Genomic DNA, 23,585 nt, shown 5'->3' with positions numbered 1-23,585 from the left:
CCGACGAACACGAGGCCCTGGGATCCTTCGGGGCCTCAAATACGTGTGAAATCAACAGGATTCGGGCCTGCTGCGCGACCGGAGCAACGCTGACCGGTTCGCCCGGTTGCTCACAATTGACCCCTTATGCCAGCCCCGAAGAGCGCGGCGAGACATATCGGATTAGCCTCCCAAATGAGCGCTTAGTGGATCTTTGATGGTGCGCTCCAATCGACCCAAGGAGGAGTCATGCGCAAGCTTCACAAGGCCGCTGTCGCGGCCGCCATCTTCGGTAGCTTCACCCTCATAGCCACCGGCACCGCCACCGCCCAGCCCGCGATCCCCATGCATGAAGGGGGCGGCTGCAGGTCCCACGACCTGAATGTCGACATCCTCGGCCAAGTCGGGCTGCTCAACGGCCTGCTGGGCAATGCGCTCAATGGCGAGGGCAACGCGGGCGGCCAGAACAACCACGTCGGTTCCAGTACCTGCGAATAGGTGGCCACTGATCGCGTCACGTAGCTGACCGACTTGGGTCTCGGCGCCCGGAGCACAGCTCCGGGCGCCGAGCGCTGTCTCCGCCCACGCGCCACCGCCCCCTGAAACGCAGGAACAGAGCCCCCGCCGCCGCGGCGAGGAGCGCGCCGCCCACGAGGCGCAGCCGGGCCCATGGCTGTCGGGGCCGGTCTGACCGGCCTCGTGCCGGTAAACGACGTAGAGGCCCGGCGCGGCGTCGCACTTGAGGGTGGCGGTGGCGGTCAGGACTGCCTTGGCGCCGCGCAGGACGGGGTGGCCGGCGAAGGCGGGGGAGATGAGACTGATGTCCCCGTCCGATCCCTCGTCGTCGTTGTCGGTGAACGTGATGCGGTGGCCGGCCCGGAAGGTCCGCACGTCCCACTCCGACTGGGGCCACGTGGTGTCCGCGGGCCGGCGCTCCACCGGGTCGCGCCGGGGGCAGCTTCTCCACCTTGTCGCGGCAGGCCCGGCGCGCGGCCTCGTCAGCCGGCTCGACGCGCACCGGCGCCCAGCGGAACGGATGCTCCTCGGGACCCACGTCCGGCGCCGCGCCGCAGGACCGGATAGGTGCCCGGCCTGGCCTCGCAGGCGATGGTGACGGTGGTCGTCAGCATCGGATCCATCATGCGCAGCTTGCCTCTCGCGAGGAACACGGACGAGCGCATGGTGTCGCCGTACCGCGCCTCGCCCTGCTTGGCGTCGACGCTCAGCGTGTCGCCGGGCCGCACCGACGTGACGCTTCCGTACGTGAGCGACGCCGTGGGCCGCGGGACGGAGGCCGAAGCCGGTCCGGCCGCCAGGAGAGGCAGCAGGAACGGCAGCGCCACCCATGCGGCAGTACGCAATCTGTCCATCGCCGTTGGCCGCCCTGCCTTTTGACGTTGTGCTGGACAGCGCCGCGCGGTCCGTATGCCGACCGCCTTCCCATCGAACCGGCATGCGATCAAACGCAGCTCGGCATCCCGCCGCGCCGGTCTTGGGGTCATCCCGCTCCGGAACACCCGGCACACGCTCAGATCGCCATGCCGATGCCGTACTCCACTGCTGTACGCCCCCACAACGCAAGAGGCCCCGGATCTCTCCGGGGCCTCTCACCTGTGTGCACTCGGCAGGATTCGAACCTGCAACCTTCTGATCCGTAGTCAGATGCTCTATCCGTTAAGCTACGAGTGCTTGTTTTGTTTTCCCGCCGGTCCTGGTCCTTTCGGCCCGCTCGCGGCGACAGGAAGAACATTACATGACTGCCGCCGCCATGTGAAATCCGTTTGCCGCACCCCTTGTGACCTGCGGAAACGCCTCTACGGGCAGTTCTGGGAACGACGAAGCCCCGGTCGCTCTGACCGGGGCTTCGGTGATCATGCGCGGAGGCGGAGGGATTTGAACCCTCGATGGGCTTTAAGGCCCAAACCGCATTAGCAGTGCGGCGCCATAGACCGGACTAGGCGACGCCTCCAGCACAGCCGCCCGCGCGAGCGCGAGTGGTGCGTGCAGATGATGACACAGTCGAGCGTGCTGTCACCAATCGACTCCCACGGTACTAGGCAGGCAGGCCGCAGAGCAAAGCCCTTCCGGTCCGCGCCGAGGTCTCCGTGCCGAGGTGTCCGTGCCGAGGTGTCCGTGCCGACCGGGGCGGTGGGGCGTTAGGCAGGTCATGTTCGCTCGGATTCTCGCCGTCGCCGTCACCGCCGCCGCCTCCGTCGTCCCCGCCGTCGCCCACGCCGACGTCGGCCGCCCCGCCCTCGCACCGCCGCCCGTACAGGACGAGGACCGGGCCGGCGACCACCTCACCGTCACCGTCCGGCACGCGGGCGACGGTACGGACGGGACGTTCGAGCTGTACTGCCATCCCGGAAGCGGCGACCATCCCGATGTCAGCGGTGCGTGCGAGACGCTCGATCGGGTCGCCCGGTGGGGCAGGGACACCTTCGCGCCCGTGCCGGAGGGCAGCGTCTGCACCATGCAGTACGGCGGGCCCGCCACCGCGCATGTCACCGGAAGGTGGGCCGGGCGGCCCGTGGACGCGTCGTACGACCGCAGCGACGGATGTCAGATCGGCCGCTGGGACCGGCTCGTGCCGTTGCTGCCCGATCTGCGGCCCCAGGGACAACCGTAGGGACGTACGGATGAAGGGACGAACGGATGCAGGGACTCGCACAGGGTTCTTCCCGGGGAAACCCAGAACTCCGTAAGGGTCTGGCGAAGGTCTCGCGAAGCCTGCGCAGGCCAGAGGATGCGGGCACACGTTCTACTTCAACTCGTCGTGCGACCTCCCTCTCATCCGGCGTCGCGAGCGCAACCACTGCCCTTAGACTCCCTCGCGTGACACGTCGCGGGCCGGTTGGCAAGATGGCCCGAGCGGTCGGCAAGGTGCGGTAACAGGGAGGAAGCGTCTCGTGAGCAGCAGGCCATCCCGAGGCGCTGCTCGCCTCGCAGCCATACTCGACGCGCTTCCCGATGCGTTGGTGCTGGTCAACGCCAATGGGACCGTCGTCAACGCGAACACGATCGCGCTCGAGGCCTTTGAAGCGCCCGGGACCGCACTGGTGGGTCGGGGACTGCTCGATCTGCTGCCGCAGTTCGACTCCAAGCTGATCCCGGGGTCCATGCGGCGGCCCGATCACATGGACCCCGCCGGGCGGACCAAGCCCACCCGGATGATCGCGCGGCGGACCGACGGGGTGGAGTTCCCCGTCGAGGTCACCAGCGCCAACCTCGAGAACGGGCAGCAGGCCTACGACGGTTACGGCTACGGCAGCGACGAGCTGCTGATGCTCGTCGTGCGCGACCTGACCGGGACCGTGGACACCGAGGCCGAGCTGGCGCGTTCGCAGCGGCAGACCGAGATGATCCTGCGGGCCGCGTCCGAGGGTGTGGTCGGGACCGACACGGACGGGCGGATCGTGCTCGTCAATCCGGCCGCCGCCCAGATACTGGGTTACCGGGCCAGTGATCTCGGCGGCAAGGAGCTGCACGCCCTCGTGCTGCACTCGCGGGCCGACGGTTCCCCCTTCCCGTACGAGGAGTCCCCGCTCGCCGACACCCTGCGCTCCGGGCGCAAGCACCGGGTGCGCGGGCAGGTGCTGTTCTCCAAGGGCGGGGACAAGGTCTCCGTTGATCTGACCACCGCTCCGGTGCGCGACGGGGACCAGCTCGTCGGTGCCGTGATGACCTTCGCCGACCGGCGGCCGTACGACGCGCTCGCCCAGGAGAAGGCCGCCGTCGAGAAGCGGCACGCCGAGGAGCTGGAGCGGATCGAGGAGGAGCACGCCTCCGAGCTCACCGCACTGCGCCAGAAGCACATCACCGAGATCGAGGCGCTGCAGGAGCAGCACGACGAGGAGCTCGCGGCGGGCGAGGAGCGGTATGCCGCACTCGGCGAGCGGGAGAAGGACCGGTACGAGGCGCTTGCCGGGCGGCACGAGCAGCTGCTGACCCTGCTGGGCCGGTCGCTGCGCGGACCGCTGGACGAGCTGCGGCGCGAGCTGGCCGCCCTCGCCGCCGACGACGCCGGGCAGCTGTGGCCCGAGGCCAATCAGGTGCTGCACCACCTGTCGGCCGGTTACTCGCGGATCACCACCCTCATCGACAACGTCCTCGGCTATCAGCTGCTCGACGCCGGGAGCGAGCAGATCACTCGTACGAAGGTCATGCTCGACGCGGTGGTCGCCGCCGGTGTCGACGGGGCCGTCGAGCTGATCGGCCCCGGCCGGGTGCAGTTCGCCGTGCACGCGCCGCCCATCGAGGCCGAGGTCGACCCGCAGCGCCTCGCGAGCGCGCTCGCCCACCTGGTCGCGGACGTCGCCGGTGTGGACGCGACCGGCAACGCGCCCGTGTCGGCGGGCGGTTACATGGACAACACGGTCGTCGTGGCCGCCGCGCAGCGCGGTGAGGTCGTACGGATCGAGGTGCGCGGGCCGTACGCCGGGGGAGACCCGGTGCACGAGCCGATCGTGCGCGGGATCGTGCGGGCCCATGGCGGTGTGCTGCAGACGCACGAAGTGCCCGGGATGAGCGGCAGCGCGTATGTGCTGGAGGTGCCCATCGGGGGTGGGGCCGGGGCCGTCGCGGCCGACGGCCCGGCCGAGGTTTCGGGTGCCGCGTCCGACGAGGGTGTCGCTTCCGACCAGACCTCCGGTGGCGGGCGGCGGCGTGGCCGGCGGTCCTCCGTCGACGCGTTCCTGGAGAGCGAGAAGCCGCAGGACGCCGGTGACCCGGCGGAGGCCGGTGACGCGGAGGGCGGTGTGCCCACCGGGCGGCGGCGCAGGCGCGCGGTCGAGGAGTCGGCGGCCGCCGCGGCCTCGGCCGCGGGTGCGCTGGAGCTTTCCGGTGGTACCGGGCGGCGGCGCGGGCGGTCGGCCGAGGGCGCCGGTGACGGGGTCGCCGAGGGTGCCGTCGTCATGGCCGGCGAGCACGGCGCCGGGACCGCGGCCGTCGCTACGGGACTGGGCGGGACGGTTCCGCCGCAGGGCGTGCCCGCGCCCGGCGGCCGGCGTGCCCGACGGGACGGCGGCGAGCAGCCCGCCCTGCCCGCGGCGCTGCCCGCGGGCCCCACGTCGGCCGAACAGTCGGTCCAGTCCGGCCAGGCCGTGGCCGCGCAGAACGCCGAGAACGCCGAGCCGACCGGGCGCCGCCGCCGGGCCCTGGCCGCCGCGAACGACCGCGCCGCCGCGCAGGAGGCGGCGCCGCGTTCGGTGTTCGCCCTGCCGCCGGCGGAGGCGGACCGGGTCCCCGCGGCAGGTGCGCAGGGGCAGGTGCCGGTGTCTGGGCAGGCATCCGTACCCACGCAGGGGCAGGCGCCGGTTCCGGTTCCTGTCCAGCCCCAGGTTCCCGGACAGCCGCAGGTCATCGGGCAGCCGCCCGTCCCCGGGCAGCCGCAGGTCATCGGGCAGCCGCCCGTCCCCGGGCAGCCGCAGGTCCCCGGGCAGGGCGGCCAGGATGCTTCCGGTGACGCTCTGGTCGACGACGGCCGGCACGATGCCGTTCCGCACGACCAGTCCGGCGACCACACTCCTCCGCAGCCGCACCCCACCAGTGCGCCGACGGGCCGCCGTCGCCGTGCCGTGGCGCAGCCCGGGGCGCAGGAGGCCGGCGGACAGACCGCAGGGCAGGGGGTGCCGGTGCAGCAGGCCGCACCGGCCGCCGCCGCTCAGCCGCTTCCCGCGGCGCCCGTGGAGGCGGCCCCCGGCCAGTCCACCCCGGCCCCCGGCACCCCGCTCCCTCCGGAGGCCACCGCGGCACCGGCAGGTCCCGCCCAGCCGCTCCCCGCCGAAGCAGCCGCCGCACCGGCCGCCCCCGTCGACCCGAACTCCACGCAGGGCCAGGCGATCAGCGTCCGGACGCTGGGCCAGGGGGTGCCGTTCACGCGGCAGGCCGCGCAGGTGCAGCAGCCGTCGGCCACGCCCGCGCCGCACAACCCGAGCGGTTCCGGCCGGCGTCGCAAGCTGGGCACGCGGACCGAGCCCGCTGTCGCGGCGGCCCCGGAGCAGGCGGCCCGTCCGCACCCGGCAGCCGAACAGACGCCCGTGCCGGCGCAGCCTCAGCCGTCGCTGGCCGGGCAGTCGCGGCTGGCTCAGGTGACCGAGGGCACCGGGCGGTCGTACGCCATAGGGGCGCCGGACGAGAACGCGGCCGAAGGGCCGGAGCCGCTGGACGGTCCCGGTGGGGCCGTGGAGATCGCGGACACCCCGCGTCCGGTGCCGATGGACGACGAGCTGCCGCCGGAGCCGCTCGACAACCCGCGGCGGCTGCTGGTGTGGCCCGCGCCGGACGTGACGACCCAGCAGGCGCTGAGCGACCGCGGCTACCGGCCGGTGATCGTGCAGTCGCGCGAGGAGGTCGACGCGCAGATCGCCGCCTTCCCCGCGGCGCTGTTCGTGGACCCCCTGACCGGGCCGATCACGCGGACCGCGCTGCAGTCGCTGCGGCAGGCGGCGGTGGCGTCCGAGGTGCCGATCATGGTGACCGCGGGGCTCGGGCAGGCGACGCGCGAGGCGGCGTACGGCGCCGACCCCGCCGTACTCCTGAAGGCGCTCGCGCCGCGGGACAGCGAGCAGCATCCGCCGCGGGTGCTGCTGATCGAGGAGCACGCGGAGATCGCGCTGGCCCTGACCGCGACGCTGGAGCGGCGCGGGATGCAGGTGGCGCGGGCCGCGAGCGACGCGGACGCGGTGACACTGGCGGGGCAGCTGCGGCCCAACCTGGTGGTGATGGACCTGATGCAGGTGCACCGCCGCCAGGCCGGGATCATCGACTGGCTGCGGGCGAACGGCCAGCTCAACCGCACCCCGCTGGTCGTCTACACCGCCGCCGTCGACCAGGCCGACCTGCCGCGGCTGGCCTCCGGCGAGACCGTCCTGTTCCTCGCCGAGCGGTCCACGAGCGCCGAGGTGCAGAGCCGGATCGTCGATCTGCTGTCGCGGATCGGGACCAACTAGCCCTCGGCTGGGGCTACTTCGCGACGAGCCTGCGTGCCGCCTCCTTGATCGAGGCGCGCAGGCGGTCGCGGTCGGTGTCGCCGGTGCCCGCGAGGATGCGGCGCATCTGCGGGACGACGACGGCCCAGTTGGCCAGCGCGGTCAGCAGAAGGAGCAGGTCGCGGGGTGGGATGGCGTCGGTGATGACGCCGCGGGCCTGGCCGTCCTGCAGGGTCGCCACCTTGCGGCGGTAGTGCTCCTGGCGTTCGGCCTCGTCCGGCAGGTCGGTGGTGCCGTATTCGAGACCCTCCCAGAAGAGCAGGCGCAGCACCTCGGGGTGGGTCTCGTGGTAGTCCATCAGGCGGTCGATCCAGCCCTCGATGTCGTCCGGGTCGACGGGGACGGCTGCGGCCAGGTCGAGCATGACCTTCCCCAGGACCTGGGTGAACAGCTCCGCCTTGTTGCCGAAGTAGGCGTAGATCAGCTGCTTGTTGGCCTTGGCCGCGGCGGCGATGCGGTCGATGCGGGCGCCCGCGATGCCGCGGGCGGCGAACTCGGCGACCGCCGCCTCGAAGATCCGGGCCCTGGTGGCCTCGGGGTCTCTGACTGCCATGGGGGCAGGGTACCGCTCGGCGACCGGTAACCAACTATTTGGTTGACAGGGAATCGGAGGGAGGTGCACGGTGTTCTCCTTCCAACCAACCAGTTAGTTGTTGGAGCTGGCTCGAAGAACCCGAAGGAACTCGAAGGAACTCGAAGGAGTCCGTCCGCTCATGTCCTCCACCACCGCAGCGCAGCCGGTCCGGACCGCCGCTCCGGCGCCGGCGGGCGCATCACGCCTGTTCCTGCCCCTCATCGCCCTCTGCACCGCCGTCACGGCCGCCAACATCTATCTCGCGGCGCCCCTGCTCCCCCTCATCGCCCACGACTTCGGCTCGACCCCCTCGGGGGTCGCCTGGATCGCCTCGGTCGCGCAGTTCGGCTACGCGGCCGGCCTGCTCTTCTTCGCCCCGCTCGGCGACAGCGTGAACCGGCGTCGGCTGGTCGCCGTCCTGTCCCTGGTCACCGCCGCGGCCCTGGTGGTCGGCGCCACAGCCGCAGGGACGACCGCGCTCGCGGCCGCCGTGCTGGTCGCCTCCGCGGCCACGGTGGTCCCCCAGCTCCTCGTCCCCCTGGTCGCCGCGCGCGCTCCCGCCGACCGCCGCGCCCGCCATGTCGCCGCCGTCATCTCCGGCCTGTTCGCCGGGATCGTGGCCGCGCGCGTGCTCGGCGGTCTGGTCGGTCAGGCCTTCGGCTGGCGGACGGCCTTCGTGGGCGCGGCGGCACTGACCGCCGTACTGGGTCTCGCGACCGCGCGCGTCCTCCCCGCGGAGACGCCCCGCCGCCAGGGTTCGCTCTTCTCGGGCCTCGCCGCCATGCCGTCCGTCGTGCGCCACTCGCCGGACCTGTGGCGCGCGTGCGTACGCCAGGCGGGGATGTACGGCTCCTGGAGCGCACTGTGGACCTCGCTCGCCCTGCTGCTGACCGGCGAGTCCTACGGACTGTCCACCGCGACCGCCGGTCTGTTCGGCCTCTTCGGGCTCGCCGCGAGCGCGGTGGCGCCCCTGGCCGGCGGACTGGTCGACCGCTTCGGCGCCGCCAAGGTCGTACGGTCCGCGTATCTGCTCGCCGCCGTGTCCGTGCCGCTTTTCTGGCTGGGCGGGCACATGATCGCCGCCCTGTTCGTCGCCGCGGTCGCCGTCCACGCGGCCCTGGTCGCCTCCCACGTCGCCAACCAGACCCTCGCCCTCACCACCACCTCGGCTCCGGCCACCGCCAACAGCGCCTACGTCGTCGCAGGCTTCGCCGGCGGCGCCACCGCCTCGGCCCTGGCCGGCCTCGCCTTCGGCCACTGGGGCTGGAGCGGGGTGTGCGCGGTGGCGGGGCTGTGGCTGGTGCTGGGGTGGGGGGCTACCGCCGTACGGCGGTGAGAGTCGTCGTACGGCAGTGCCGGACCTTCGTACGGCGGTGCCAGAGCGCCACACTACGGTGCCAGGCCGCCGCACCACGTGGCTGGACCGCCGCGCGACGGGTCCGGCCTGGCGACCGCCGATGACCAGGAGATCCGGCTGCGGCGGTCCCATCGACACGGTCTGCGCGCAGCACAGCAGGAACTCGGGGCCGAGGACGCGGCGGACCAGGAGCAGGTCCCGCAGGGGCCGCCACCTGCCCAACTTCCAGGTCCTGCCGCACCTCGACACCGCCACGGCCCCACTGCACAGCGGGGTTACGACGCGCCGGACCGCCCCACGACAAGTTCGGCCGCCGCTCAGAGCTTGGTGACGTCCAGTGCGCCCTCCGCGTACTGCCTGCGCAGCACCTTCTTGTCGAACTTGCCCACGCTCGTCTTCGGCACCGCCTCGATGATCGTCCAGCGCTCCGGGAGCTGCCACCTGGCGATGCGGCCCTCGTCGGCGAGGAAGGCGCGCAGGGTCTCGAAGTCGGCGGTGGAGCCCTCCTTCAACACGACCGTGGCCAGCGGCCGTTCGCCCCACTTCTCGTCGGGGACGGCGACCACGGCTGCCTCGGCGACGGCCGGGTGGGACATCAGGGCGTTCTCGAGGTCGACGGAGGAGATCCACTCGCCGCCGGACTTGATGACGTCCTTGGCGCGGTCGGTGAGGGTGAGGAAGCCCTCGGGGGAGATCGTCCCGACGTCCCCCGTCTTCAGCCAGCCGTCCTCGCTGAACTTGTCGGCCGGACGCAGGGGTTCGCCATCGGCGCCGTTGTAGTAGGCGCCCGCGATCCAGTTGCCGCGGACCTCCAGCTCGCCGGCGGACTCGCCGTCCCAGGGGAGACGCTCGCCGCCGGGGCCACTGAGGCGGGCCTCGACGCCGGCCGGGAAACGGCCCTGGGTCAGTCGGTACGCGAACTCCTCCTCGGTGCCGACCGCATGGGCCGGCGGGCGGGCGATCGTGCCGAGCGGGGAGGTCTCGGTCATGCCCCAGGCGTGACAGACCCGCATGCCCAGCTTGTCGAAGGCCTCCATGAGGGAGGGCGGACAGGCCGAGCCGCCGATGGTCACCTGGGTGAGGGAGGAGACGTCACGCGGCTTGGCGGTCAGCTCGGCGAGCAGGCCCTGCCAGATGGTGGGGACGGCCGCCGCATGGGTCGGGCGCTCGGACTCGATCATCTCGGCGAGCGGCGCCGGCTGCAGGAAGCGGTCCGGCATCAGCAGGTTGACGCCGGTCATGAAGGTGGCGTGCGGCAGGCCCCAGGCGTTGACGTGGAACTGCGGGACCACCACGAGCGAGGTGTCCTGGTCGGTCAGGCCCATCGACTGGGCCATGTTGACCTGCATGGAGTGCAGATAGATCGAACGGTGGCTGTAGACCACGCCCTTGGGGTCGCCCGTGGTGCCGGAGGTGTAGCACATGGCGGCGGCCTGGCGTTCGTCCAGCTCCGGCCAGTCGTAGGTGGTCGGCCGGTCCGCGAGCAGGTCCTCGTACTCGTGGACCTGGGGACGGGCGCCCTCCAGGAGGGAGCGGTCACCGGGGCCGGTGACGACGACGTGCTCGATCGTGGGCAGCTTCGGCAGCAGCGGGGCGAGCAGCGGCAGCAGCGAGCCGTTGACGATGACGACCTTGTCGGCCGCGTGGTTGACGATCCACACCAGCTGCTCGGCCGGGAGGCGGAGGTTGAGCGTGTGCAGCACCGCACCCATGGAGGGGATCGCGAAGTAGGCCTCGACATGCTCGGCGTTGTTCCAGGCGAGGGTCGCCACCCGGTCGGCGTCCGCGACCCCGAGCTCCTCGCGCAGAGCATGCGCGAGCTGGGCCGCGCGGGCTCCGATCTCGGCGAAGGAGCGGCGGTGCGGCTCGCCCTCCCCGGTCCAGGTGGTCACCTGCGATGTCCCGTGGACGGTCGACCCGTGGGTCAGGATCCTCGAGATCAGCAGCGGTACGTCCTGCATCGTGCTCAGCACGGTGGCCTCCCGTGGCGACATTGCCTACGCGGCGGTAAGGGTTGCGCTGATTCTGCGCACGTACCGCGTGGTATGTCACTAGGTGCCGGTGATCGATCGCGTCACGTCGGCCACCAATTGCCACCAGGTCGGCTCCCGACGGGCACCAGGCAGCCGCATTACCGCACAAGCCCCAGCTCGGGATCCTCGCGCAGCTTGCCCAGCGCACGCGACACCGCCGACTTCACCGTCCCCACCGACACGCCCAGCACCTCGGCCGTCTGGACCTCGCTGAGGTCCTCGTAATACCTGAGGACGACCATCGCCCGCTGCCGGGCGGGCAGCTTCATGATCGCCCGCCACATCGCGTCGTGCAGGGCCTGCTGCTCGGCCGGGTCGTCCCCGCCGGGCACCGGCTCCGGCTCGGGCAGCTCCTCGCACACGAACTCGTCGACCCTGCGCTTGCGCCACTGCGAGGTGCGCGTGTTCAGCAGCGCCCGGCGCACATAGCCGTCGAGCGCACGGTGGTCCTCGATCCGCTCCCAGGCGACATACGTCTTGGTGAGCGCGGTCTGCAGCAGGTCCTCCGCGTCGCTCGGGTTCGCGGTCAGCGACCGGGCCGCACGCAGCAGCACCGGCTGCCGGGCCCTGACGTACGAGGCGAACGACGGATACGGGAGGGTCTGCGCCGCCGGCGTGGCGGCAGTCGAGGCACTGGTGCAGACGGGTGTGGTCATGGCTCCACGCTATGAGCGGGGGTGCCTCCGGCTCATCGGCCGCAGGTCCCGAAGCCGAGTCCCCCTCAGGTTGTAGGGGTGGAGGCAGCTGCACCTCCTGTAGGTGGACGAGCGGCCCCGGGGTACTGCGGGATGACCCCCGGGGGCCGCCCGGCGACCCGGGCCCCCCGGACCCGACCGCTCAGCCGTCCGCGGTCAGGACCAGGCCGGATGTGGGCACGCCGGTGCCTGCGGTGACCAGGACCCGCCCCGCCCCCGGTATGCGGTTCGCAGCCGTCCCGCGCAGCTGGCGCACCCCTTCCGCCACGCCGTTCATCCCATGGAGGTAGGCCTCCCCGAGCTGCCCTCCATGCGTGTTGATCGGCAGCGACTCCCCGGCCACGAAGTCCGCCGCCTCCCCTTTCCCGCAGAACCCGAACTCCTCCAGCTGCATCAGCACGAACGGCGTGAAGTGGTCGTACAGGATCGCCACGTCCATGTCGGCCGGCGTCAGCCCGGAGGTGCGCCACAGCTGCCGGGCGACCACGCCCATCTCCGGCAGGCCGGTCAGGTCGTCGCGGTAGAAGCTCGTCATCTGCTCCTGCGCGCGGCCCGCGCCCTGGGCCGCCGCCGCTATGACGGCCGGCGGACGGGGCAGATCGCGGGCCCGCTCCACGGAGGTGACGACGATCGCCTGGCCGCCGTCGGTCTCCTGGCAGCAGTCCAGGAGTCTGAGCGGCTCGACGATCCAGCGCGAGGCCGCGTGATCGGCGAGGGTGATCGGGCGGCCGTGGAAGTACGCCGCCGGGTTCGTCGCCGCGTACTTGCGGTCGACCACCGCCACCTGCCCGAACGCCTCCGGGGTCAGTCCGTGGGTGTGCAGATACCGCTGCGCGGCCATCGCCACCCAGGACGCCGGGGTCAGCAGCCCGAACGGCAGTGACCAGCCGAGTGCCGCGCCCTCCGCGGACGGCTCCCGGTGCTGCACCCCGGAGCCGAAGCGGCGGCCCGACCTCTCGTTGAACGCGCGGTAGCAGACCACGACCTCCGCGATGCCCGTCGCCACCGCGAGCGCCGCCTGCTGGACGGTCGCACAGGCCGCGCCGCCGCCGTAGTGGATGCGGGAGAAGAAGGACAGTTCGCCCATCCCGCAGGCCTGGGCCACGGTGATCTCCGGGCTGGTGTCCATCGTGAACGTGACCAGTCCGTCCACGTCCCCGGGGGTCAGCCCGGCGTCGTCCAGCGCGGCCCGCACCGCCTCCACGGCCAGCCGCAGCTCGCTGCGCCCCGAGTCCTTGGAGAACTCCGTGGCGCCGATGCCGACGATCGCGGCCCGTCCGCCGAGGCCGTCCCGGGCGCGGACGCTCATCCGGCACCCTCGGGGGCCTTCGCGGGGACGGTGACCGTCACCGTGCCCGTGACATGGCTGCCGATGCCGTTCGCCCCCACCACCCGGACCGTCGCCGTGTCGCCTTCGGCCTGCTCGACGACCTTCTCCACCGTGCCCGTCAACACCATCGTGTCCCCCGGATAGTTGGGCGCTCCCAGCCGAATGGCCACCTTGCGCAGGACCGCCGTCGGGCCGAAGTGGTCGGTGATGTAGCGGCCGACCAGGCCGTTCGTCGTCAGGATGTTCATGAAGATGTCCGGGGAGCCCTTCTGCCGGGCCAGCTCGGCGTCGTGGTGCACGTCCTGGTAGTCGCGGGAGGCGATGGCGCCGGCGACGATCAGGGTGCGGGTGATCGGGATCTCCAGCGGCGGCAGCTTCTCACCGGCCCTCATACGGCCTCCTCCTCCCGGGCGCGGAACACCGGCAGCACCAACTCCTCGTCGTACACCTGGAATTCGAGCCGTACGGGCATTCCGATGCGCACCTTGTCGTAGGGCACTCCGACCACGTCGCTGATCATCCGCACGCCCTCGGCGAGTTCGATGAGGGCGACCGCGTAGGGCGGGGAGAAGGCCGGGAAGGGCGGGTGGTGCATGACGACGTACGAGTACACCGTGCCCTCGCCGCTCGCCTCGACCGTGTCCCAGTCCGGGCCGCCGCACTGGTTGCAGCCCGGCAGCCAGGGGAAGCGGAGGGTCGCGCAGCCGGTGCAGCGCTGGATGAGCAGCCGGTGGTGCTCGACTCCCTCCCAGAAGCCGGCGTTGTCACGGTTGACGACGGGGCGCGGGCGCCGGGCGGGCTGCTCGGGCTTCCTGCGGCGTGCGGGGGCGTATTTGAGGATCCGGAAGCGGTGCGTGCCCACGAGGGCGTGGCCCGCCCGGACGTCCGTCCGCGTCGTGACGAAGTACCCCGTGCCCAGCTTCGTCGTCTTCCGCTCGGACACCGACTCGATCACCGTGTCGAAGGTGATCTCGTCCCCGGGACGCAGGGGCCGCAGGTACTCCTGCTCGCAGTCGGTGGCGACGACGGAGGTGCAGCCCGCCTCGTCGAGCAGGGTGAGCAGTTCGTCGTAGTCCCCTGTGCGTCCCTCGTGGCCGGAGAGGCCGCCCATGGTCCAGGCCTGGAGCATGGTGGGAGGAGCTATGGCCTCGGGGCCCGCATAGGCCGGATTGGTGTCTCCCATCGCCTCGCACCAGTGCCGGATCATGGGCGCGTTGACGGGATCCCTGCCTCTGCCGGACACGGCGGCGCGCCGCCCCTCGTAGGCCTTGAGCCGCGCCCCCAGCTCGTCCTCGCTCACCGTCGCCCCCTCGCCGTCTCCTGTGCCCGCCAGAGTTTCTGACTGTCCGTCAGATAAGGCCCACTGTCAAGGTCGTTGTCCGGCACGCGAAAACGCCTGCGCGGCGGCACCGAAGCACCGCCGCACAGACGCCCTTGCACCCCAGCGCACACCCTGACCCTTCGGGTCAGGGGAGCCGGCTCACCACAGTTCGGTGAAGTTGATGGCCACGTTCTTGTTCCCCTGGTTGACGGCCGTGAACGCGGAGCCCTTGACCTGCGCGGTGTTGCTCTGGTTCGAGGCCCCGGAGCCGACCGCGTTCTGCTGTGTGGTCGAGGAGTTGCCGTTGTTGTCGTCTCCGACACCGCTGCCGACGGCGCTTGCGACACCCGCGTTCGATCCGTTGTCCGCGATGGCGCCGTTGTCCGCCGCCGCGACGCCGGCGAACAGTGCGGCTGCCAGCGGAAGGGCGGAGACGGCGGCGATGACGCGGGCGGTACGGATGCTTGCCATGTTGTTCCTCCAAGAACACCAACGTGAAGTACGGCTGATTCCAAGGCAGTTGGCCGACCACCTCGGTGCTGTGCACGACGTCGCACGATCAGGGTTGCCCACCGAATCCCCGGCGAACCACACCGGAACGCACGATTCCTCCTCAAGTGCTACGACAAGTCGATAAACCCCTATCGCCACTTCCAACGCCCAGGCCAGGACAGTCCGGGCACCTCCACCCCAAGCGCCGCAAGGGGTGCAGCGACCCGGCACTTTTCCGGCCAACCTCCACGCCCGGGCGCGTCGAGCCCGGCCCCTCTTCCTTTTTTCGAACGCGTGTACGAACATGGAGGCATGGCCACCACAGACCGGCAGGCCACGACGCTGGCCCTCGCACACGCCCTGTCAGCCGCCGAGCGCGGACTGGCCGTCATTCCCCTGTCTCGGACGAAACTTCCGGCCCTGCGCTCCCCCCACCACGACGACCCCGACCCCCAGCCCTGCCACGGCGAGTGCGGCCGCCTCGGACACGGGGTGTACGACGCCTCGACCGACCCGGCACGCATCCGCGAACTGTTCGCCGCGGCCCCCTGGGCGACCGGCTACGGCATCGCCTGCGGCCTTCCGCCCCACCATCTGATCGGCGTCGACCTCGACACGAAATCCGGTACGGACTCCTCGGCGGCCCTGCGCGAACTCGCCCTGCGCCACCTCTTCACGATCCCCGAGACGGTCGTCGTCCTCACCCCCAGCGGCGGCCGCCACCTCTGGCTGAGCGGCCCGCCCGACGCCGCCGTCCCCAACTCCGCCGGCCGCCTCGCCCCCGGCATCGACATCCGCGGCGCGGGCGGCTACCTCGTCGGCCCCGGCTCCCGCACCGACCACGGCGTCTATACGACGGCGCCCGGTACGGCCCATCTCGCACCCGCCGCCTGCCCACCCGCCCTCCTGCGCCTCCTGCTGCCGCCGCCACGCCCGGTCCACCCCTCGACGCACCCGTCGGCCGGCGACCACGGCCAGGGCCTCGTCCAGTTCGTCCTCGCCGCGCACGAGGGACAGCGCAACACCCGCCTGTTCTGGGCCGCCTGCCGCGCGTACGAGAACGGCATCGGGCCGGCCCTGCTCGCGCCCTTACTGGACGCGGCACTCAACACCGGTCTGTCGGAACGTGAGGCACGGGCGACGATCGCGTCGGCCGCGCGGATGACGGGGCACCGGCCGTGAGGCCGGACAAGACATGAGCACGTGAGCACCTGAGCACCTGAGCACCTGAGCACCTGAGTACGTGAGCACCTGAGCAGAGGACGTCCATGCACGACCGCCCGAGAGCGCGGACCATGTCGCTGGCCCGCGTGGTCCTCTCCTCCGGCCGCTCGGTCGACCTCGCCGAGCTGCGGCTGTCGTCGACCTACGGCGAAATGCCGGAGGACTTCCCGGGCTACCCCTGCAAGCCGGTCAACGACATGGTGATCGAGGGCCTGCTCAGCACCGCCGCACGCACGTCCCCCGCCACCCCGGTCCACCTCGTCCCACCGCCGCGTGCATACCCGGACCAGTACGCGGGGGCCTTCGGCCCCGTGGAGATCCTGCCGTCCGTCGCCTGCGTCGGCTCCTTCCGCTCCTCGGCACTGGACCCGTCCCACGACCCGGTCCTGTACCACTCGGCCCTGACGGTCATCTGGTTCCAGCCGACCGCCCGGCTGCCGTGCGAGTGCGACGCGGAGGGCTCGTTGCGGGGGGTGGACTGGGAGGGGCTGGCGCGGGACTGCGAGCTTTAGCCGGCCGGTCCGGCTCACACCCGTTCGATCCGCCAGGCAATCATCCCTGTGGCGCCCCGGCCGCCGTTGATGTCGACGTGTTGCGCGCGCTTCGCGGTGAAGCGTTCCAGGACCGCCGTCCCGTCGCAGGGAAACGGCTTCCTGGCCGCCGCGCCTGCCGGTGCGAACTCGATGACAGCGGTTCCGGTGCCGGCACAGACCACGGTCAGGCGGTATGCGGTACCTGCGGAAAGGCCAGGATCAGTGTGCAGTCCGTCCGACACACGCTCCAGGCCGGAGGCCACCGCCGAGCCGGTCGCGATGGCTTGCAGGGCCGACCGGGCTACTGCACCGAGCTTCTTCTCCTGCTGTGCCGCGGTCGTGGTGGTTCGGCCGGGGGAGGCCGCGTTCGCGTGAACCCGTTCGACGCCAGACCCCGACGTGCACGCGGCGAGGAAGAACGTCGGCAGGAGGACCCAGGCTCTGATGCGGAAGCGTGTCGTTGCCACGTGAAGCAAGAGGGCCTTGGTGCCGGAATCGTTCCGGCACCAAGGCCCAACCACCAGCGGTGGGTGTGGGATTTGAACCCACGGTGACTCGCGCCACGACGGTTTTCAAGACCGTTCCCTTAGGCCGCTCGGGCAACCCACCCCGCTGCCGCCCACCAGGGGCGGAGCGGGTACAGCGTACCGGCCCTGCGTGCGTCGTGCGGGCCATGGTCCGCACCGGGTCCGAACCGCGAGGTCAGCTGTCGCCCTGCCGCGCGCCCAGGGTGAGCTGGACCGTGTGGGACTTGCCGTCGCGTTCGTAGGTGATCGTCACCTGGTCGCCGGGCTTGTGCGTCCAGATCTCGCCGATCAGGGTGGGGCCGGAGTCGATGACGCGGTCGTCGAGCTTGGTGATCACGTCACCGGGCTTGAGGCCGGCCTTGTCGGCGGGGCCTCCGGACTCGACCGCGGCGGAGCCGCCGGCGCCCTGCTCGGTGATCTTCGCGCCGCTGGAGGAGTCCTCCAGGGAGACGGACGCGCCGATCTTCGCGTAGACCGGCTTGCCGGTCTTGATCAGCTGCTGGGCGACGTACTTGGCCTGGTTGATCGGGATGGCGAAGCCCAGGCCGATCGAGCCGGACTGGCTGGAGCCGCCGAGGCCGCCGCCGCTGCCGGTGGACTGGATCGCGGAGTTGATGCCTATGACGTTGCCCGCCGCGTCCAGCAGCGGGCCGCCGGAGTTGCCCGGGTTTATCGAGGCGTCCGTCTGCAGGGCGCTCATGTACGACGCACTGCTGCTGCCGGAGCCGTCGCTGGAGGCCACCGGGCGGTTCTTGGCGCTGATGATGCCCGTCGTGACCGTGTTGGACAGGCCGAAGGGGGCGCCGATGGCGATCGTGGAGTCGCCCACCGCCACCTTGTCGGAGTCGCCCAGGGTCAGGGGCTTGAGGTCCGACGGAGCGTTCTTGAGCTTGATGACCGCCACGTCGTAGCCCTGCGCGTGGCCGACGACCTCGGCGTTGTACTTCTTGCCGTTCGGGAAGGTCGCCGTGAGCTTGCCGCCGTCGACCGCGTCCGCGACGACGTGGTTGTTGGTGACGATGTGGCCCTGGGTGTCGAAGACGAAACCGGTGCCGGTGCCGCCCTCGCCGCTGGTGGACTCGGCCTCGATGGTGACCGTGCTCGGCAGCGCCCTGGCAGCCACGCCCGCGACCGTGCCCGCGTCCCGCTTGACGGCGCCGCCGCTGGTGGCGGCGGAGACCGTGGTGGAACCGGTGTTGTCGTCGTTGTTCTTGGCCAGCGTGTAGCCGAGGCCGCCGCCCAGGCCGCCGGCGAGCAGCGCGGCCACCAGGATCGCGGCCACGAGACCGCCACGGCCGGACTTCGGTGCGGGCTGCTGGTAGGAGGAGCCCCAGCCGGAGCCCGCGCCGCCGGCGCCGCCGTCCGCGTAGGAGGGCACGGCCGGGGGCGGCCAGGAGGCGTCCGGGGCCGAGCCCGCGGGCGCCTGCTGCTGCTCCTGTGTGTGCTCCTGCGCGCCGGGGGCGCTCGGGGGTACGGGCGGAAGTGGGGCCGTCCGGTCGCTCCCCTCGGGGGCGGCGGGTGCCGAGGGAGCGGGAGCGTCCACCGGCACGGGGGGTGCGGACGGGGCCGGGGGTACCGGGGTGCCCTCGTTCTCGGTGCTCACAGCTTCTCTCCTCGGTCCACGGCTGTTGTTCTCGGTCGCACTCGGTCACGCTCGTTCACGTTCTCGACGGTCCGGCGCGATGCAGCTGTGCATGTTCTTTTGTATGCCGTCAGCTTTTCCCATGAGCCGTCAGGGCACCATAAGCGGTGCCTGTGGGTCCGGGGCCATTCTTTATATAGGCCATGACAGGCAAAAGGGGCGCAATCTATGCTCCTCCGATCGCACGACTACCCCTCTGCGATGGCACCATGACGCGGTGACCCACGCACGCCGGCACCGGATTCAAGTCGTCGCCCACCGCGGAGCCTCCGAAGAGGCCCCCGAGCACACCCTGGCCGCATACAAAAGGGCCATCGAGGACGGTGCGGACGCCCTCGAGTGTGATGTACGCCTGACGGCGGACGGCCATCTCGTGTGCGTCCACGACCGTCGCGTCAACCGTACGTCCAACGGCCGGGGCGCGGTCTCGGCGCTGGAGCTCGCGGAGCTCGCCGCCCTGGACTTCGGCTCGCGCAGGACCCGGGAGCTGTGGCGCACCCGCGACGAGGAGCCCGACTGGGAGTTCCGGCCCGAGGACCGGGAGGACACCTCCGTACTGACCCTGGAGCGGCTGCTGGAGCTGGTCGCCGACGCGGGGCGGCGGGTGGAGCTGGCGATCGAGACCAAGCACCCGACTCGGTGGGCGGGGCAGGTGGAGGAGCGGCTGCTGATGCTGCTGAAGCGGTTCGGGCTGGACGCCCCCGCGTCGGCCGCCGAGTCGCCCGTGCGCGTGATGAGCTTCTCGGCGCGCTCGCTGCATCGCGTGCGTGCCGCCTCGCCGACCCTGCCGACGGTCTATCTGCTGCAGTTCGTCTCGCCCCGGCTGCGCGACGGACGGCTGCCGGCGGGTGTCCGGATCGCGGGCCCCTCGATCCGGATCGTGCGCAACCACCCCGCGTACATCGAGCGCCTGAAGGCGGCCGGCCACCAGGTGCACGTGTGGACGGTGAACGAGCCCGAGGACGTGGATCTCTGCGTCGACCTGGGCATCGACGCCATCATCACCAACCGCCCACGTGCGGTTCTGCGTCAGCTCGGCCGCTGAGCGGCGTTCCTCACGGTTCGTCACTACGGTTCGTCACCGTTCGTCACCGGTAAAGACCTGTGAAGAACCCTTGACCCACCCGCCACTCGGGCACCATCCTCCAGACTCGGCCACAGTCGAAATCCAGCCACACGGCTACAGGGAGTGCTCCGGCGCATTCGCTCCGTATTCGATCGTTGCGAATGCGTCACTGAACGTGGATTGGCCGGTTTCCGGTACAGGCCAATGGGGCATCCACACCGTGGCGTGGGGCAAAGGAGGTCTCGGGGGTGGCGTTGGTGGTGGCACAGGAGGTGCCCACGTCGTCGAGCATGGCCGTACCCCATGGCCCTGCGGGCGTGGGGGAGGCGCGACACCGTATGCGCGAGCAATTGCGCTCGGGCGGCGTGCCGGACGCCGTGATCGACGATGCCGTACTCATTCTTTCCGAACTGTTGAGCAACGCGTGCAAGCACGGCCGGCCACTGGGCGACGCCCTGGCCGGGGACGGCGACGTCCGCGCCGCATGGCGGGTGGACGGGAGCGGCCGACTCACGGTGGAGGTGACGGACGGCGGCGGGCCCACGCGCCCGGCTCCGGCCACGCCCTCGGTCACCGCGCACGGCGGCCGCGGGCTGAACATCATCACCGCGCTGGCCGAGGACTGGGGCGTACGGGACGACGCCCGCGGCGAGGTCACCGTATGGGTCGTCGTGCACGAGGACGTCCACGACCCGGACGCCAGGCTGCGACGCGACGACTTCGCTACGCGCGTCACCTCACCGACGGTGTCGAGGATCCCGGCGATGCCGGCCCTGGGCTTCGCGGACGCGTTCGACGACCTGGACTGAACACCTGGCTGTCCACAGGTCCCCGTGGCGCACGGTGTGAACGGCTAGGCTCCCGCCGTACCAGACGAGCCGTAACCGGGAGACACCCACAATGGCCAAGAAGCGACCCCAGACGAAGGCCAAGCGCCCGCAGATCACGGAGGGTGAGGTCCCGGTCGTCGGCGCCCGCGAGCCCTGCCCGTGTGGCAGTGGCCGCCGCTACAAGGCCTGTCACGGACGGGCCGCCGCACACGCCGTGACCGAGCTGGTGCACCGGCCCTTCGAGGGACTTCCGGGCGAGTGCGACTGGGTGGCGCTGCGTGAGCTGGTGCCGGCCGCCACCGTGGAACTGCCCCTGAAGGGCGGTCTGCCCGAGGGCGTCCCGTCCCTGACGCTGGCGACGGTGCTGCCGATGGCCTGGCCGGCCCTGCGCCGCGACGACGGCTCGGTGCTCCTGGGCCTGCAGAACGACACGGCGTCCGGCGACATCAGCCGCGACCTCGCCGACACCCTCCAGCGCGCGCTGACCGCCGAGCCCGGCACACCGGTCGAGGGCCGGCGCGCTCCGGCCGACGGTCCGCGGCTGCAGGATCTGCTCGACCCCGAAGGCGTGTTCGAGCCAGTTGTGCACAGCGGCTTCGAGTTCTGGGTCCCGGACTCCGAGAACGCCACGCCGGAGGTGGCCGCCTCGCTGGAGCGGGCCAACGCCGCGGCCATCCCGACCGCGAAGCTCACCGGCGTGGACGCCGCGTACTGGTGCGAGACGCCGGACAAGAACCACCTGCGCTGGGTCATGCCGCATCCCGAGGAGCAGCTTCTGGACGCCCTCGCGCGGCTGCACGCGGCCGGCCGGTCGAACCTCGGTGAAGGCACCCGCCTCGTGGGTTCCTTCCGCGCTCACGGGCTCACCGTCCCGGTCTGGGACCTGCCGAGCGGGGTCGGCGCGGACGACATCGAGAAGCCGGCGGCCGAGTTCGCCGAGCGCCTCGCGGCGGCCCTCGCCTCGGACGCGCCGCTGACGGCCGACGAGCGCCGCGCACGTGGCGGCCTCACCAACCGCCAGGTCACACTGAGTTGACGAGGAGCGACAAGACGGGGTCCTGCTGACCGGTCGGTCAGCGGGACCCGATCTGCCGGAACCGGTGACTCCGCTCACAAGTCCCGCTGGGGACAAGCCAATACGTGACTGGAAAGCCCGGATCGAATTTGCGAACCGCGGATCTCTTGTTACCGTTCCAGTAGCCCGGTTGCTGGTGCATCCCCCGTCGCCAGCAACCGGGTCTTTTCATGTGCGCGGTTCCTTTACGGAATGCGGTCGCCCGTCAACTCCCGGTGGGCTTCCCGGAGTTGCTCCCGGAGCGCAGCAGCAGCGGACCGCGCCCGGATCGCCCCGCGAACTCCGCGACCGCCGTGTATCCGTCCAGCGCGCCCCGGGTGTGCTGCCGGGGTGTCTCGCACATCCCCGGTTCGTCCTCGGCGCCCACGGCGCAGCTCAGCTGCACGGTGCGGCCACCGGGCCCCATGAGACTCAGTGCGGAGTCCAGGGCCTTGCCGGTCACATTGCGGTAGTAGGTGCGCGCCCAGGTGTCCTCGCCCTGCGTGAGCACACAGGTCTGTGCCTCGACGCCTTCGGGGGAGGTGAGTTCGGGGCCGCAGCGGACGGCTGTGTCCAGACCGAGATCGAGCAGGGGGGAAGGGGCGGGGGCGGCGGAGGGCGCCTTGGCGTCCTCGGGACGCGGGGAGGCACGTACGGATGCGCGCGCGGGGGCACGCACGACGGTGTGCCCCTCGTCGCCCGCCGGTCCCGCGGAGGCCACGGCCAGCGGCAGCACGACTGCGCACACCACTACGCCCGCCATGGCGAGCAGACGGATTCGGGAGTCTGGGGGGTGTCCCCCAGGATCATGCAGCATGTGCGGAAGATAACGAGCACGCGGGCGCGTGCCGTCCCGCGCGCGCCCGACACCCCTACAACTCGGGCGCGCTCACACCCGTACGAGTGAGGGCCTCGACGGCCGCGTCCACCACGGCCTCGACGTCGGGCACCCAGGGGGAGGCGGAGCCGGGCAGCGGCGCGCGCTCCCAGCGGATCTCGCCCTCGCCGGTCTCGGACGGGGGCAGGGCCACATAGCCGCCCTCGCCGTGGAAGCGGAGGGAGCCGGGGACGAAGTCCTTGGCGTAGAGGAGCTCGCCCAACTGCTCCATGCTGTACGGCTTCACCAGGATCGCCCAGCGGCTCGGCGAGGCGACGACCGGGCCGAGGCGCATGCCCATGCGGTCGAGTGCGGTCAGGGCCTGCGAGGCGGCGAGGGCCGGCATGCTCACCGCGCAGGGGGCCTTGCCGCCGGTGGCCAGGATGACGGGCGCGGCCGGCCGGTTGCTCCACCACCAGCGCACCATGCGGGCGTCGGTGGTGGCCGCGAGGAGACCGGGGTCGAAGGGATGTGCGCCGGGTACCGTGCACTCCGCGTCGGGGCAGCCGCAGCGGGAACGCGCCTGCGGGTCCGCCGCCACACCCGGGAGTACGGGCCACTGCCATTCCGTCGCGAAGGTCAGGGCCGCGCTGATCAACTCAGGCCTTCCGTCGCTGCGCTTGGACAGGAGCCTGCGTCGCCTTCCGAGGATCTCGCGCATGAGCGCTCGTTCCTTTCCGTTGCACCGCTGGCAACACCGTGGGGGCCACATCACACCATGTGTCGATCACTTCACTGTGCGTACCTGTTGGCGCATCACACCCCTGCTCTGGGCAAGGGGATCCCCTATGGGCCGAACGTTGACTGCATCCGCGGCAGCCTCGTCCATGCTGCGTCCATCAAAAGCATGGGCGTGGCGTGGGGGTGGCGAAGTCTGGCGTTTTGCCGTCCCGCGTATTTCTCTTCGCCTCCGCCACGGGAGGATGGGGCTCGGTCGTCGGTGGCTAAGACGCCCGGAGTCGGTCACCAGGTTCCGGGTGGCGGTCCACCACCCCTGGCCTTCTCCGAGTACGTACCCATCACGACCGCTGTGACGCTCCGTCGAGCAAGCCCAGTCGACCG

General features: G+C 71.5%; 21 protein-coding genes and 3 tRNA genes. 9 read left to right on the top strand and 15 right to left on the bottom strand.

Going from position 1 to position 23,585, the window contains the following annotated elements:
- Positions 1-228 precede the first annotated feature (228 nt).
- Positions 229-477 (top strand): hypothetical protein, encoded by a 249-nt coding sequence (locus tag ACFY1U_RS17960; RefSeq protein ID WP_390695057.1) that lies wholly within the window; start codon positions 229-231, stop codon positions 475-477.
- 500 nt (positions 478-977) lie between these two features.
- Here the strand turns inward: ACFY1U_RS17960 and ACFY1U_RS17955 are convergent, their stop codons facing one another.
- The 3 genes from ACFY1U_RS17955 to ACFY1U_RS17945 form a co-directional block, all read right to left on the bottom strand.
- Positions 978-1,349, bottom strand: coding sequence for a hypothetical protein (locus ACFY1U_RS17955; protein WP_390695056.1), 372 nt, complete (start codon positions 1,347-1,349; stop codon positions 978-980).
- Positions 1,350-1,595: 246 nt separating this feature from the next.
- A tRNA-Arg gene (locus ACFY1U_RS17950) sits at positions 1,596-1,668 on the bottom strand.
- A 189-nt stretch (positions 1,669-1,857) separates the two neighbouring features.
- Positions 1,858-1,948 (bottom strand) — tRNA-Ser (locus ACFY1U_RS17945).
- 198 nt (positions 1,949-2,146) lie between these two features.
- Between ACFY1U_RS17945 and ACFY1U_RS17940 the strand changes: the two genes are divergently transcribed.
- Positions 2,147-2,608: an SSI family serine proteinase inhibitor gene (locus tag ACFY1U_RS17940; protein WP_390695055.1), complete on the top strand. Its 462-nt coding sequence runs from the start codon at positions 2,147-2,149 to the stop codon at positions 2,606-2,608.
- Between the two features lie 280 nt (positions 2,609-2,888).
- Positions 2,889-6,929 (top strand): PAS domain-containing protein, encoded by a 4,041-nt coding sequence (locus ACFY1U_RS17935; RefSeq protein ID WP_390695054.1) that lies wholly within the window; start codon positions 2,889-2,891, stop codon positions 6,927-6,929.
- Positions 6,930-6,942: 13 nt separating this feature from the next.
- Here ACFY1U_RS17935 and ACFY1U_RS17930 read toward each other — a convergent pair whose 3' ends face one another.
- A complete protein-coding gene (locus tag ACFY1U_RS17930) occupies positions 6,943-7,521 on the bottom strand; it encodes a TetR family transcriptional regulator (RefSeq protein ID WP_390695053.1) in 579 nt (192 codons plus the stop codon).
- Positions 7,522-7,681: 160 nt separating this feature from the next.
- Between ACFY1U_RS17930 and ACFY1U_RS17925 the strand changes: the two genes are divergently transcribed.
- A complete protein-coding gene (locus tag ACFY1U_RS17925; protein WP_390695052.1) occupies positions 7,682-8,878 on the top strand; it encodes an MFS transporter in 1,197 nt (398 codons plus the stop codon).
- Between the two features lie 338 nt (positions 8,879-9,216).
- Here ACFY1U_RS17925 and ACFY1U_RS17920 read toward each other — a convergent pair whose 3' ends face one another.
- The 6 genes from ACFY1U_RS17920 to ACFY1U_RS17895 form a co-directional block, all read right to left on the bottom strand.
- Positions 9,217-10,893, bottom strand: coding sequence for a long-chain fatty acid--CoA ligase (locus ACFY1U_RS17920; RefSeq protein ID WP_390695051.1), 1,677 nt, complete (start codon positions 10,891-10,893; stop codon positions 9,217-9,219).
- A gap of 137 nt (positions 10,894-11,030) precedes the next feature.
- Positions 11,031-11,588: a SigE family RNA polymerase sigma factor gene (locus tag ACFY1U_RS17915; RefSeq protein WP_390695050.1), complete on the bottom strand. Its 558-nt coding sequence runs from the start codon at positions 11,586-11,588 to the stop codon at positions 11,031-11,033.
- A gap of 181 nt (positions 11,589-11,769) precedes the next feature.
- Positions 11,770-12,936, bottom strand: a complete 1,167-nt coding sequence (locus ACFY1U_RS17910; RefSeq protein ID WP_390695049.1) for a lipid-transfer protein — start codon at positions 12,934-12,936, stop codon at positions 11,770-11,772.
- Positions 12,933-13,349: a MaoC family dehydratase gene (locus ACFY1U_RS17905; protein ID WP_390695048.1), complete on the bottom strand. Its 417-nt coding sequence runs from the start codon at positions 13,347-13,349 to the stop codon at positions 12,933-12,935. Before ACFY1U_RS17905 ends, ACFY1U_RS17910 begins: the two co-directional genes overlap by 4 nt.
- On the bottom strand, positions 13,346-14,257 hold the full coding sequence (locus tag ACFY1U_RS17900) for a bifunctional MaoC family dehydratase N-terminal/OB-fold nucleic acid binding domain-containing protein (RefSeq protein ID WP_390695047.1): 912 nt from the start codon (positions 14,255-14,257) through the stop codon (positions 13,346-13,348). Before ACFY1U_RS17900 ends, ACFY1U_RS17905 begins: the two co-directional genes overlap by 4 nt.
- 180 nt (positions 14,258-14,437) lie before the next feature.
- Positions 14,438-14,749, bottom strand: coding sequence for a hypothetical protein (locus ACFY1U_RS17895; RefSeq protein WP_390695046.1), 312 nt, complete (start codon positions 14,747-14,749; stop codon positions 14,438-14,440).
- Positions 14,750-15,082: 333 nt separating this feature from the next.
- Between ACFY1U_RS17895 and ACFY1U_RS17890 the strand changes: the two genes are divergently transcribed.
- On the top strand, positions 15,083-15,952 hold the full coding sequence (locus ACFY1U_RS17890; protein WP_390695045.1) for a bifunctional DNA primase/polymerase: 870 nt from the start codon (positions 15,083-15,085) through the stop codon (positions 15,950-15,952).
- 86 nt (positions 15,953-16,038) lie between these two features.
- Positions 16,039-16,506: a hypothetical protein gene (locus tag ACFY1U_RS17885; protein WP_390695044.1), complete on the top strand. Its 468-nt coding sequence runs from the start codon at positions 16,039-16,041 to the stop codon at positions 16,504-16,506.
- Between the two features lie 14 nt (positions 16,507-16,520).
- On the opposite strand, the gene ACFY1U_RS17880 is transcribed toward ACFY1U_RS17885, so the two are convergent.
- The 3 genes from ACFY1U_RS17880 to ACFY1U_RS17870 all read right to left on the bottom strand — a co-directional run bounded on the left by ACFY1U_RS17880 (position 16,521) and on the right by ACFY1U_RS17870 (position 18,657).
- Positions 16,521-17,048, bottom strand: a complete 528-nt coding sequence (locus ACFY1U_RS17880) for a hypothetical protein (protein ID WP_390695043.1) — start codon at positions 17,046-17,048, stop codon at positions 16,521-16,523.
- 3 nt (positions 17,049-17,051) lie between these two features.
- A tRNA-Ser gene (locus tag ACFY1U_RS17875) sits at positions 17,052-17,136 on the bottom strand.
- 93 nt (positions 17,137-17,229) lie between these two features.
- Complete coding sequence (locus ACFY1U_RS17870; protein ID WP_390695042.1) at positions 17,230-18,657, bottom strand: S1C family serine protease; 1,428 nt, start codon at positions 18,655-18,657, stop codon at positions 17,230-17,232.
- Between the two features lie 256 nt (positions 18,658-18,913).
- Between ACFY1U_RS17870 and ACFY1U_RS17865 the strand changes: the two genes are divergently transcribed.
- The 3 genes from ACFY1U_RS17865 (at position 18,914) to ACFY1U_RS17855 (ending at position 21,628) form a co-directional block, all read left to right on the top strand.
- Entirely contained in the window at positions 18,914-19,741 is an 828-nt protein-coding gene (locus ACFY1U_RS17865) for a glycerophosphodiester phosphodiesterase (RefSeq protein WP_390695041.1), read from the top strand.
- Between the two features lie 269 nt (positions 19,742-20,010).
- On the top strand, positions 20,011-20,571 hold the full coding sequence (locus ACFY1U_RS17860) for an ATP-binding protein (RefSeq protein WP_390695040.1): 561 nt from the start codon (positions 20,011-20,013) through the stop codon (positions 20,569-20,571).
- A 91-nt stretch (positions 20,572-20,662) separates the two neighbouring features.
- A complete protein-coding gene (locus tag ACFY1U_RS17855; protein ID WP_390695039.1) occupies positions 20,663-21,628 on the top strand; it encodes a DUF5926 family protein in 966 nt (321 codons plus the stop codon).
- 244 nt (positions 21,629-21,872) lie between these two features.
- Here the strand turns inward: ACFY1U_RS17855 and ACFY1U_RS17850 are convergent, their stop codons facing one another.
- Positions 21,873-22,463 carry a hypothetical protein gene (locus tag ACFY1U_RS17850; RefSeq protein ID WP_390695038.1) on the bottom strand — a complete coding sequence of 197 codons (591 nt, stop codon included), beginning with the start codon at positions 22,461-22,463 and terminating at the stop codon, positions 21,873-21,875.
- Positions 22,464-22,518: 55 nt separating this feature from the next.
- Positions 22,519-23,184 carry a bifunctional DNA primase/polymerase gene (locus ACFY1U_RS17845; protein WP_390695037.1) on the bottom strand — a complete coding sequence of 222 codons (666 nt, stop codon included), beginning with the start codon at positions 23,182-23,184 and terminating at the stop codon, positions 22,519-22,521.
- Between the last annotated feature and the right edge of the window lie 401 nt (positions 23,185-23,585).

The sequence above is a fragment of the Streptomyces sp. NPDC001351 genome (assembly GCF_042896045.1).
Classification (GTDB): domain Bacteria; phylum Actinomycetota; class Actinomycetes; order Streptomycetales; family Streptomycetaceae; genus Streptomyces.
The sequence above is the reverse complement of the archived record's forward strand: the minus strand, read 5'-3'. Positions and strand labels throughout refer to the sequence as shown.

Bases quoted from the DNA above. Each gene is read 5' to 3' on its own strand.
- ACFY1U_RS17960 (WP_390695057.1), top strand. From the start codon at position 229: ATGCGCAAGCTTCACAAGGCCGCTGTCGCGGCCGCCATCTTCGGTAGC.
- ACFY1U_RS17955 (WP_390695056.1), bottom strand. From the start codon at position 1,349: ATGGACAGATTGCGTACTGCCGCATGGGTGGCGCTGCCGTTCCTGCTG.
- ACFY1U_RS17940 (WP_390695055.1), top strand. From the start codon at position 2,147: ATGTTCGCTCGGATTCTCGCCGTCGCCGTCACCGCCGCCGCCTCCGTC.
- ACFY1U_RS17930 (WP_390695053.1), bottom strand. From the start codon at position 7,521: ATGGCAGTCAGAGACCCCGAGGCCACCAGGGCCCGGATCTTCGAGGCG.
- ACFY1U_RS17925 (WP_390695052.1), top strand. From the start codon at position 7,682: ATGTCCTCCACCACCGCAGCGCAGCCGGTCCGGACCGCCGCTCCGGCG.
- ACFY1U_RS17920 (WP_390695051.1), bottom strand. From the start codon at position 10,893: ATGTCGCCACGGGAGGCCACCGTGCTGAGCACGATGCAGGACGTACCG.
- ACFY1U_RS17915 (WP_390695050.1), bottom strand. From the start codon at position 11,588: ATGACCACACCCGTCTGCACCAGTGCCTCGACTGCCGCCACGCCGGCG.
- ACFY1U_RS17910 (WP_390695049.1), bottom strand. From the start codon at position 12,936: ATGAGCGTCCGCGCCCGGGACGGCCTCGGCGGACGGGCCGCGATCGTC.
- ACFY1U_RS17905 (WP_390695048.1), bottom strand. From the start codon at position 13,349: ATGAGGGCCGGTGAGAAGCTGCCGCCGCTGGAGATCCCGATCACCCGC.
- ACFY1U_RS17895 (WP_390695046.1), bottom strand. From the start codon at position 14,749: ATGGCAAGCATCCGTACCGCCCGCGTCATCGCCGCCGTCTCCGCCCTT.
- ACFY1U_RS17890 (WP_390695045.1), top strand. From the start codon at position 15,083: ATGGCCACCACAGACCGGCAGGCCACGACGCTGGCCCTCGCACACGCC.
- ACFY1U_RS17885 (WP_390695044.1), top strand. From the start codon at position 16,039: ATGCACGACCGCCCGAGAGCGCGGACCATGTCGCTGGCCCGCGTGGTC.
- ACFY1U_RS17855 (WP_390695039.1), top strand. From the start codon at position 20,663: ATGGCCAAGAAGCGACCCCAGACGAAGGCCAAGCGCCCGCAGATCACG.
- ACFY1U_RS17850 (WP_390695038.1), bottom strand. From the start codon at position 22,463: ATGCTGCATGATCCTGGGGGACACCCCCCAGACTCCCGAATCCGTCTG.
- ACFY1U_RS17845 (WP_390695037.1), bottom strand. From the start codon at position 23,184: ATGCGCGAGATCCTCGGAAGGCGACGCAGGCTCCTGTCCAAGCGCAGC.